This is a genomic window from Clostridium sp. D43t1_170807_H7 (genome assembly GCF_015555905.1).
Taxonomy (GTDB): domain Bacteria; phylum Bacillota; class Clostridia; order Clostridiales; family Clostridiaceae; genus Clostridium.
Window position 1 is genome coordinate 1 of the sequence record NZ_JADNLK010000027.1, and the last position, 11138, is coordinate 11138.

Consider the following 11138-nt stretch of genomic DNA (forward strand, 5'->3'; position numbering starts at 1 on the left):
TATCGTGTGGCGGGTTAGTTCTTCCATATTCAATTGATATCTACGATAAAGAATTTATGAGTAAAATAAAATTAACTTCCCAGAAGGTCATGAAAGACTAGGAATAAAACTTCATCAATTTGCTAAATCATTGAATAAGGAGAAAAGATGAGTTTTAATTTAGAAAAATCATCTATTGAAAATCTAAATAAGTATGTAGGTAAGAATTTAAATATTATTCAAAATGAAAATAGAATAGAAGTAATTCAGGGTAGTGAAATACAATATATTTTAGAAAATGATTAAAATTGTAATTATGCTTTTTATTATGTGGAAAGAGGAAAGAAATTTATAGTAGAAGAATATTTTTCAGAAATAGAGATGGGAAGAAAGTTTGCTTAGATTTTATAGTGAAGTCTTATTTATTGATTAATATGTATAAATATGTTAATATTTACCTTAAATATAATTATGTAGAATAAATTGTAATAAGGGGTTAGAAATGGGGAAGTCTGATTTATATCAATTATATATTAATGTATTAGATAGATTAAGCCCAGATGCTATGTCAGGATGGTTAATAGCAAGTAATTTGTATGGAGCTATCATTTTAGGAAGTGTATTAATGGGTATATTTAATAATATACAATTGAATAATACACTATGGCATACTATAGGAATAGTAGCAACAGTGTTTTATATAGTACAAATAGTAGTAATGCTATTTTTCTTTAATATAAAAAATAGCTATAAATATCAAAAGTTTTTAAGTTTATGGACATCTATTGTAGCTACAAAGCTATCTATTGATTCGTATTTATTTCTTTTTGCTACACTTGAAACAAAAGGATATACTAAGCCTATTGCTTATTATACATATGCACTAATTGGAGTTGGAATTTTATTATTAATTATATTAACAATTAGAGGGTTTAAAAGATTAAAGAATGATGAATTTAGAAAAGAAGGAAAGTACTTATATGATTTTTGTAAAAGTAAAAGAAGTATTGGGGCAGGCACTATTTTCCCAATAGTTTTAATAGTTATAGCTTTTTTTAGAAGTATTGAAAGTAATGGATATGAAATTTTATCTTCATGCTTTTTCTTGATAATTTGTGTAGTCTTACAATATATTTTAGTAATGGCAATTCCAGAGCTTTACTTATTAACTTATTGTAAATTTAAATATAGCGAATTTACTGTGGATATTCCCAAAAGGTTTTTAAAAAAACACTAATAAAAATATTAAGAAAGTATGGATAAGCTTATGGAGGGTGGGTAATTATGAAGAGTTTGAATATTGATGATTGGTATGAATTGAAAAAAGTAGCACGGACAAGGCTAGGACCAAATGAAATTTCAGGATGGTTTGCAGCTTCATTAATGTATTCATTAGTAATATTAGTTACAAGTATTTTTGGATGTACACAAATCAGGGATCTAAATAAGGAGTTTTGGATGCCAATAATGATAGTAGCTACAATATTTGTTATTATTCAACTTATAATAGGTGTATTTTTTTCTAATATGAGAAATGTATATGATCATCAAAAAATTGAAGCTATTTGTTTATCAATAACATCAACGAAGCTTTCTATAGATGGTTACTTATTTTTATTTATTTTAGCAGAGGGCAGAAAGATAGAAAAATCATTTATAAATATATTTATATTAGCAGCATTGGCTGGAATAATTTTAATAATTATATCAACAATTAGAGGAATAAAAAGGGTAAAGCAAGGTCATTTTAGAGAAGGTGGAAATGGCTTATATGATTTTAAAAAGTCAAATAGATATATTAGTTTTGTAGGAGTATATTCAGCAGTTATTTTAGCAACTATATTATGTAAAGTTGTTAATAATTATGGAAATAATATTATGAAGGTAATAATTTTTTTTGTTCCGTTACTTGTAGTACAATATGCGGTTTCAATAGCAATACCTGAATTTTATTTATTAACATATTGTAAGTTTAAGTATGATGAATTTATAATACCAGTACCAAAAGGACATAAAGAGCTTTACAATAGGCAGTTAAAAGTAAATAAAAAAAGTAAAAGTAAGAAAATAAAAAGTTAAAAAATACAGATATGCTTAAAATCCCCGAGGTCTTTGAGAGAGACGGGGATTTTATTAAGTTTACACAAAGTTTTTTACATGGCCAATTTAAACTTCAGAGGAGAGTAGATAGATTTAAAGCTCTCTTAATTTTTTAACATCAAGAACTTGTCTCTGGAAAATTTTAAAACCCCCGGGGGTCATTGAGAGGGGCAAAGCCACTCTCTTGTTAGTGATACTTTAGGTACAAAGAAGACCCTCAAATTAGAAAAATCATAATTTGAGGGTTTTTATCTTGTAAAGCTTGCACTTGGAGAATAATTGTTCGTTTAAGGTGTTACGGAAGGTGGAATAACTTATGTTACTAATAAAGATATTATGTTACGGAAAATAAAATGATAGCTGATTCAATAAAAAATTTGTATTCAATTTCAAGCAGAGAAGAGGCCATAAAGTATTTAAGTCAATTTAAGGTTGTTGATCTGAAAAAAATAGCTAAAGAATATAAAGTATTTATTAAGAGTAAAAGTAAAAAGGCAGAGATTATAGACAGAATTGTAGAAGGAACTATTGGATCTAAAATTAAAATGGATATATTGAAATCATAAGTTATAAAGAAGTTGTAAAAGAAAATTTTAACAATAGATTATGGTAGTTTACTTCGTAATAATTATAGAATAAAAATAGCTATACCTTACTATTTTCGATAGTTTGAATTATAAGATATGGTTATTAATATAAAAACTAAAAGAGTTTATCTTATAGATGTATCTTCTTTTAGTTTTTTTGCTTTTTTCATGATATAATAAAAATTACACAATTATCCATTAATATACAAAAAATCAATATATAAAAATTTAAGTTTAATTTAATATTTCAATAATATGTAATTAATTTTAGAGAATTATAATGATTTTATAAATATTAAATGTGATGGAGGATAAACAATGAAAGAAATAAAAATTTGGCAAATGATATTAATATGGGGAATTTCAATTATAAGTAGTATTTTTGGTATACTGATATTAGGAGAAGTAGCAAGCATTAATCAAGATGTTTTGATGAATATTAGTGATATATGGATTGGATTTACTCTATTTTTATTAATATTGATTATTACATTAATCTTTGGAAGGGTAAATATAAAACTGATTAAAGAAAGATATAATGATTTTAAGAAGAAGGTAAATATAAAAGAAATAATATCATTTGTAGCAACACAGTTATTATTAACACTAGGGCTTTCAAATCTAAGTACTGGAATCATAGCTATTATTGATAAGGATAAAGCTTTAAATATGATAAATGATATAAGTCTATTACCAACCAATTATGCCGAATTAATATTATGCTTTATATTAATGGTAATATTAGCACCAGTTTTAGAGGAAATAACTTATAGAAAAGTTTTATTTATAAGATTATCTAGAAAATTAGGTTTCGTTATTTCAGCAGTTATATCATCATTAATATTTGGAATTGGACATGACTCATTAGGTATTTTAGGAGCAATAGCATTTGGTATAGGTTGTTGCATTTTATATAGAAAATATAATAATATTGCAGCTTCAATTACAGTTCATATGGTTAATAATTTAATTGCAGGAATTATTATGATTATAGCTTATTTTACTAATACGTTAATCGTTGAAACAACAATTATTACAAATAGTGATATTAATATGTATTTAATTACGGGAAGTATTGAAACTATTATTGCTTTAATTATTTTTGTAAGATTTATATTAAAGAATAAACATTTTATCAGTAGAAAGAAGAGAGAAAAGTTATTAGTATAATGGAGGGAAGGAATTTAATGAGAATTTTAATTGCAGAGGATGAAGAGGATATTAGAAAATTAATAGCTTTGCATATGAAAAAAGAAGGCTATGAAGTAATTACTTGTAAGGATGGAATAGAAGCCTTACAAGTATTTAAAAGTGAAGAAATTCATTTAGCTTTATTAGATATAATGATGCCTAATATTGATGGAATAACAGTTATGGAGGAAATAAGAAAGATATCAACAATTCCTATAATTTTTATAACAGCTATGTCAACAGATGGAGATAAGGTTTTAGCATTAGGATTAGGAGCTGATGATTATTTAGTTAAACCTATAAATACTATTGAATTAACTGCTAGAGTTGCATCACATTTAAGACGTTGCTATCAATATATTAAAAAGCAAGAGATAGTAAATGAAATAGAAATAGGTAATTTAAAATTAAATAAAGAAAATTTTGAGGTTTATAAAGATGGTGTAAAGCTTGAAATGAATGCAAAAGAGTTTAAAATACTTCAATTATTAATGGAAAATCAAGGTAGAGTATATACAAAAAAGCAAATATATGAGTATGTTTGGGAAGATGATTATTATGGTGATGATAATACTATTTTAGTTACTTTAAGTCGTTTAAGAGAAAAAATAGAAGTTAATTCTAAACAGCCTAAATATATAAAAACCATAAGAGGTATAGGATATAAGTTTGAAAAGGTGATTTAGATGAGTAAAAAGAAATATAAAGGTGGAGTAGCTAAGTCATTATTTAAAAATTATTTTTTTGGATACATTTCATTGATAATTATTATGTTTTTAATTATGTTAATAACTTTTACTAGTTACTTTATATATTTATTTAATCAATCATCAGAAAAATATGAATCGATTAATTATAAGTTAACGAATAATTATATGGAAATAACAGAAGATGAATTGAGTGAAATAAATGGATTTTTAATAGTAGTAGATGAAAATAATAATGTTAATTATAAGTGTGGTAATGTAATAAAAGAATTTGAAGAAATAAATTTAAATTATTATTTAGTATTATTTAATGCAACTATACAAATGGAGTCATTAGGTAAGATAGAAAATTACTTAATGAAAAATATAGAGAGTGCACTAGCATTGATTGATTTAGATACTATATTAATAAAAAGTGAGAGTGGTGTAGAATATTCTATTTCTTATAAGTTTATAAACGATATTAATAAGCTTATTATATTTGGAGTACCTTATGAAAATATAAATAAGTATGGAAACTATCATTCAATTACAACACAATATAGCGTTATGAGTATATTAATAGTTATTAATATACTGATTTTACTGCTATTAATATATATATTTGCAAGATGGACATCAAGAAAATTTGTTAAACCTATAAAAATATTAAATAGTGGAATGGAATCTATAACAGCAGGGGCTTATGGGCAACAAGTTAATTTAAAATCGAATAATGAATTTGGGGAACTTACCGAGGGGTTTAATTTAATGAGTAAAACAATTAAAGATGAAAAAGAGGAGAATTATAGATTACAACAAGAAAGAAATAAATTAATTCTTCATATTTCTCATGATTTAAAAAATCCTTTAGCAGCCATTTTAGGATATAGTGAAATTTTGACTGGTGAAAATAATTTAACAGAAGAAGAGAAAGCAGAATATTTAAAAATTATTAGTAAAAATTCTAAAAGATCCAATAAGATAATTACGGACTTATTTGAGTTTTCTTTATTAGGTAGTGCAGATTATAATCTTAATTTAAGAAAGTTAGATGTAAATGAATTACTTAGAGAAATATTAGCAGATTATATTCCAGAACTTGAAGCTAAAGAGTTTAAATATGATTTTAACATATCAGAAGAAGAATATATATTGGATATTGATAATGTGAAGTTTACTAGAGCAATAAGTAATTTAATTGATAATGCGATTAAATATAATGGGAGAAATACAACACTTTTTGTTTCATCTATGATTTGTGAAGATAAAGTTAAAATTATTATTAAAGATAATGGAAAAGGTATAGATAAAGATGTAAGAGAAAAAATCTTTGATGTATTTGTTAGAGAGGACAAGGCAAGAAATTCATCTACAGGGGGAACAGGACTGGGATTAGCGATAACTAAAGCCATAATAGAAAAACATAGTGGTGATATATATTTAGTAGATAGTGATAAAGGTACAGAATATTGTATTACTTTTAATATGAGATAAAAGTAATAAATAGATTATATTGATTTTTTTGAAGATGAGATAGGTAGAAAAAATTTTAAAAACTAGATATAGAGTTATATTCATTAAAAGGAATTTGTCTATAATAACGAATTATAGAATTCTTTTATAGTTTATAAATCTATATTATTGGAGGTGGAAAACATGGAAATTTGGGATATTTATGATAAAGAGCGAAGGAAAACAGGTGAAACGATGATAAGAGGTAGCATATTTAAAGAAAATACTTATCATATGGTAGTTCATGTATGTATTTTTAATTCAGAAGGGAAAATGCTAATTCAACAAAGGCAACCATTTAAAGATAGATGGTCTAATATGTGGGATATTACGGTTGGAGGAAGTGCTATCTCTGGAGAGACAAGTCAATTAGCAGCTGAACGTGAGGTTTATGAAGAAATTGGCTATAAGTTGTCATTAGATGGAGTAAGACCTTCACTTACCATAAATTTTGATAAAGGATTTGATGATATATATTTAATCGAAGAAGATATAGATATAGCAAAATTAAATCTACAATATGAGGAAGTTCAATCAGTTAAATGGGCTTCAGTGGAAGAAATAGTCGATATGATTAATGACAATAAATTTATACCATATCACAAAAGTTTAATAGAATTATTATTTTCTATGAGAAATAAAAATGGTGCATATAAGTAGTTAAATTCTAATTTGTCGCTTAGAATGTATGCATAATTTAAAAATATTGGGATTCAAAAAGGATGTCCATGGACATCCTTTTACAGACTGCTGACAAAGTGTCAGTAGTCTTTAATTTTATACAAATATGTAATATAATTTAAAATATATTAATTTATTACATAGAGGTTTTACGAATGATAAACGAAAGAAGAGAAGCACAAAATGAAATGGAAGTGGTGATGCTAGAACAATTAGTTCCGCAAGACCATTTATTAAGAAAAATAGATAAATATATAGATTTTTCATTTATTAGAGATTTAACTAGAGATTTGTATTGCCATACAAATGGTCGACCAGCAGTTGATCCGGTAGTTTTATTTAAGATGCTATTTATCGGATATCTTTATGGCATACGCTCCGAAAGGCAACTAGTTAAAGATATAGAAGTTAATTTAGCATATAGATGGTTTTTAGGATATTCTATCACGGAGAAAATTCCAGATGCATCTACTATAAGTCAAAATAGAATTAGAAGATTTAAAGGTACTGATATTCCACAAAAAATATTCGATAATATAGTTATTCAGGCTATGAAAAAAGGATTAGTTGGTGGTAAAATTCTTTACTCTGACTCAACACATATAAAAGCTAACGCTAATAAGCGTAAGTTTGAAAAAATTGAGGTTCAAGTAACACCTAAAGAATACATGGAACAACTAGATATTGATGTAAATTTAGATAGGGAAAATCATAATAAAAAACCTTTAAAACCAAGAAAAGCAAAAGAAGAAACAAAGGAAATTAAGAAAAGTACTACCGATCCCGATAGTGGCTATATGATGAGAGATAATAAACCAGAAGGTTTCTTTTATTTAGATCACCGAACTGTAGATAGTAAAAATAATATAATTATGGATGTACATGTTACCCCTGGTAACGTCAGCGATAGCGAGCCAATACTAAAAAGAATAGATAGAATTGAAGAAACATTTAATATAAAACCTAAGTATCTTGGGTTAGATGCAGGATATTCAACAAATCCTATTTTTAAAGGAATAACAGATAGAGATATAATACCAGTTGTTGCATATAGACGTTCTCCTCACAAAAAAGGAATGTATACAAAGACTAAATATATATATGATTATGATAAAGACATATATATTTGCCCAAATAATGTTGCTTTAATATATAAAACAACGACTCGCGAAGGCTATAAAGAATATAGATGTTTTGAAGAAATATGTATATGTTGTCCTCATAAAGATAAGTGTCTTGGAGAAAAATCTAAATATAAAATAATTAGAAGACATGTTTGGGAAAATCACAAAGACGATAATAAAAACTTTCTTAGAACCGAGAAGGGAAAAGGAATTTATAATAGAAGAAAAGAGACAGTTGAGCGAAGCTTCGCGGATTCAAAAAATCTGCATGGGCTTCGCTATGCTCGCTTCCGCAGACGCGAAAAAGTTTCAGAGCAATGCCTGCTAACTGCAGCAGTGCAGAATATGAAGAAGATAGCAACAAGACTATCTTTGTTATTTTCATATTATATTATTAAATTTTATAATATTTTTAATATTAAATTTTATCCACAACTAATAATAGAAAAACCCTCTGTTTTTAAACAGGGGGTTTTTCAACAAACTGAAAAAGGATGTCCATGGACATCCTTTTATGTTATGCTAATTTCAGGGTTATGCCAAGTATAATAGAAGCTCATTGTCATATAGAAATTAAAATTGATGGTAAAATATTTTATGAAGCAAAGAATATAAATAATTAGTATATAGAAAGAACAATAGATAGGTTATATAAAAACTATCTGTTGTTTTTTATTTTATTTTAAAAAGTTTTATAAAGTTATATTACTGATCTTTTTGAGTATAAAAAAGAAACTAAAAAATTTTATTATTTTTTGTAAAAAACCATTTAAGCTGCATATTTCTTAAGTAGAGAATATACAAAGGAGACGAAAAAAATGAATATCTTTGAAGAAGTAAAAGAAAGAAGCGATATTTTAGATGTAGCTAGAGCAGTTGGACTTAATTTAAATAGATATAATAAATGTTTATGTCCATTTCACTATCTAAAATTGAAAACTATAATAACTCAAAAGTAATAATAGAAGCTTTTGAAAAATGGGAAAAGGACACCTTTTTATTATTAAGTGATTATAGAAGATATTTATCAGAAAAAGATGATGAAGAAACAGAAGAAATGCTAAATATAATTGATTATTACCTAGATATATTTACAAACAATGATATAGAAGAAAAACTAGAGTTTTATAAGTACAACAAGAAGGTGGTGCAAGCTATAAATGAAAGATTTATCAAAAAAGATAGTTGAGGCAGAATTTTTACCATTAGATCCTTATAGAGCTACTAAGGAAGAGGTACTTTCAGAAGATACATTTAGATATTTAAATGCTATTGAAAATGAATTTTTCAGTTAATTCTAATAATGCAGAAACTTTAATTTCATATCTAAGCGATATCCTTTCTTTAAATAATAAGAAAATCCCTGTTACAAAAAGTATTAATAGATTAGGCTGGATAGATAATGATTTTGTACCATTTGTGGATAGCTATAAATATGATGGTGATATTTCTTTTAAAGATGTATATGAAAGTATTAAAACACAAGGTGATTATGAGGTATGGAAGGAACATGTTAAGGAACTAAGAAGTAAAAATAAAATTTTAAAGATTTTAATGGCATCTTCGTTTGCAAGTCCACTTATTGAAATATTAGGAACTTTGCCTTTTATAGTTCATTTATGGGGTGGAACTGATACAAGAAAAACTGTTGCTACTATGGTGGCTATGAGCATATGGGGCAACCCTAGTATGGGTAAGCTTATTAAGACTTTAAATTCTACAGTACTTGCCATGTCTAGATATGCTGCTTTTATGCATAATTTACCTGTAGCCTATGATGAACTTCAAATTGTAAGAAGTAAATATAAATCCTTTGATGAAATTATAATGCAGTTATCAGAGGGTATAGATAGGGGACTTGGAAGAGCTGATGGAGGAATTCAAACACAAGGTACGTGGAGAAATATTTTTTTATTCACTGGTGAAGAGCCTATAACTAAGGAGTATTCAGGTGGAGGAGCTAAGAATAGAGTTCTAGAAATTGAAGCAACTACAAAAATTATAGATGATGGAGTATTAACTGCTAATTTAGTTAAAAGTAATTATGGATATGCATCTAGAGATTTTATTGATAATTTGCCATCAAAAGAGGAAATCATTAAGAGATACAGTGAAATTTTAAAGGAAGTTAATAGTACTACAGAGCTTAAAGATAAGCAAGCAGCTGCTGTAGCAACAGTTCTTTTAGGAGATGAACTTAGCAATAGGATCTTTAGTGATGATTTATTAACTATTGATGATATTATTAAAGTTTTACCTAAAGAAAACAATGTAGATTTATCAGAAAGGTCATATAACATCATTAATGATTGGATTGGTCAAAATATAAATAAGTTTAAGAATAATGATAATAACGAAATCTATGGAAAAATCAACACTGTAATGGGTGAATGTTTTGTAATTAAATCTATTTTAATAGATATGCTGGAGGAGAGAAATATTAATTTTGATGGTATTAAAGCTGGATTAGCAAAGAAGGGTTTTTTAATTAGGGACAATAGAAATAAGTATACTCAAAGAGTTAGGCTAAATGGAATATTAACCAACTGTATAAAGTTAAAGCTTTATGAAAAGGATGATGACAACTTTTTTAATGAAAGTGTTGAAGATAATGTGCCTTTTTAGATAAAGTGTCGACCTTGTCGCCATTGAGTCGTCCTATTTTTGAAGAAAGGTAGACATGCTATAACCTTTATAAATACTAGGTTATAGATATATATAATATTTTTGTCCACCTGTTCACCTTAAAAAGTATTATTTATAGAAAAGTTAGAGTTTAACAAGAAAATAAATATAGTATAAAAAGTTAATATATAGAGTTCATAATTAGGTCGATAGGACGACAGTGGCTATTTTAAAGGGATTGCAGAGATTAATAAGGTAGACATAAGAGTAGACAAAATGAATTAATATAAATTGTATGATATTTACTGAAGGTACAGATATACCTTTAGTCGAAACAATAATAATATGTAGGCCAACAAAAAATAGTTCATTATATTAAGGGGGAGGCTCATTATATATTGAATAAGTTGTTTAATAATGAGGGGAGTTTGGAGATATAAAGTTTGGTAAAGTGATTTTGATGAGGTGGTGTATAAAATGGGATATAATGAGATGAAGTGTCAGGTTTGTGGAGAAGTATTAAATGAAAATAGTATGTTTAGATGGGTTAAGGGAGATAAATTCAATCCTGTAAGTATTTATTAGGTACTTAAGGATATAAAGAGTCCACTTAATTTAAAGTGTAGTATTTTATATTGTAATGGTTGTTC

12 protein-coding genes and 1 pseudogene are annotated in these 11138 nt (G+C 26.4%); all 13 read left to right on the forward strand.

Annotated features, from left to right (window positions below; genetic code table 11):
- Nucleotides 1-147: 147 nt before the first annotated feature.
- The 13 genes and pseudogenes from I2E98_RS13515 to I2E98_RS13570 all read left to right on the forward strand — a co-directional run bounded on the left by I2E98_RS13515 (nucleotide 148) and on the right by I2E98_RS13570 (nucleotide 10488).
- A complete protein-coding gene (locus tag I2E98_RS13515; RefSeq protein WP_195469420.1) occupies nucleotides 148-285 on the forward strand; it encodes a hypothetical protein in 138 nt (45 codons plus the stop codon).
- A 196-nt stretch (nucleotides 286-481) separates the two neighbouring features.
- Nucleotides 482-1216 (forward strand): hypothetical protein, encoded by a 735-nt coding sequence (locus I2E98_RS13520; protein WP_195469421.1) that lies wholly within the window; start codon nucleotides 482-484, stop codon nucleotides 1214-1216.
- Nucleotides 1217-1263: 47 nt separating this feature from the next.
- Entirely contained in the window at nucleotides 1264-2058 is a 795-nt protein-coding gene (locus I2E98_RS13525) for a hypothetical protein (RefSeq protein ID WP_195469422.1), read from the forward strand.
- Between the two features lie 374 nt (nucleotides 2059-2432).
- Nucleotides 2433-2645: a hypothetical protein gene (locus I2E98_RS13530; protein WP_195469423.1), complete on the forward strand. Its 213-nt coding sequence runs from the start codon at nucleotides 2433-2435 to the stop codon at nucleotides 2643-2645.
- Nucleotides 2646-2984: 339 nt separating this feature from the next.
- On the forward strand, nucleotides 2985-3836 hold the full coding sequence (locus tag I2E98_RS13535; protein ID WP_195469424.1) for a CPBP family intramembrane glutamic endopeptidase: 852 nt from the start codon (nucleotides 2985-2987) through the stop codon (nucleotides 3834-3836).
- Nucleotides 3837-3853: 17 nt separating this feature from the next.
- On the forward strand, nucleotides 3854-4543 hold the full coding sequence (locus I2E98_RS13540; RefSeq protein WP_195469425.1) for a response regulator transcription factor: 690 nt from the start codon (nucleotides 3854-3856) through the stop codon (nucleotides 4541-4543).
- Complete coding sequence (locus tag I2E98_RS13545; RefSeq protein ID WP_195469426.1) at nucleotides 4544-6040, forward strand: HAMP domain-containing sensor histidine kinase; 1497 nt, start codon at nucleotides 4544-4546, stop codon at nucleotides 6038-6040.
- 162 nt (nucleotides 6041-6202) lie between these two features.
- Complete coding sequence (locus tag I2E98_RS13550) at nucleotides 6203-6718, forward strand: NUDIX domain-containing protein (RefSeq protein ID WP_195469427.1); 516 nt, start codon at nucleotides 6203-6205, stop codon at nucleotides 6716-6718.
- 176 nt (nucleotides 6719-6894) lie between these two features.
- Nucleotides 6895-8235, forward strand: a pseudogene (locus I2E98_RS13555) (IS1182 family transposase); the annotation flags it as partial.
- A 446-nt stretch (nucleotides 8236-8681) separates the two neighbouring features.
- Nucleotides 8682-8822: a hypothetical protein gene (locus I2E98_RS13560; RefSeq protein ID WP_195469428.1), complete on the forward strand. Its 141-nt coding sequence runs from the start codon at nucleotides 8682-8684 to the stop codon at nucleotides 8820-8822.
- Complete coding sequence (locus I2E98_RS13565) at nucleotides 8774-9052, forward strand: hypothetical protein (RefSeq protein ID WP_195469429.1); 279 nt, start codon at nucleotides 8774-8776, stop codon at nucleotides 9050-9052. Before I2E98_RS13560 ends, I2E98_RS13565 begins: the two co-directional genes overlap by 49 nt.
- Nucleotides 9024-9158 carry a hypothetical protein gene (locus tag I2E98_RS16235; RefSeq protein WP_279324987.1) on the forward strand — a complete coding sequence of 45 codons (135 nt, stop codon included), beginning with the start codon at nucleotides 9024-9026 and terminating at the stop codon, nucleotides 9156-9158. Before I2E98_RS13565 ends, I2E98_RS16235 begins: the two co-directional genes overlap by 29 nt.
- Nucleotides 9142-10488, forward strand: a complete 1347-nt coding sequence (locus I2E98_RS13570; protein ID WP_195469430.1) for a DUF927 domain-containing protein — start codon at nucleotides 9142-9144, stop codon at nucleotides 10486-10488. Before I2E98_RS16235 ends, I2E98_RS13570 begins: the two co-directional genes overlap by 17 nt.
- Nucleotides 10489-11138 lie beyond the last annotated feature (650 nt).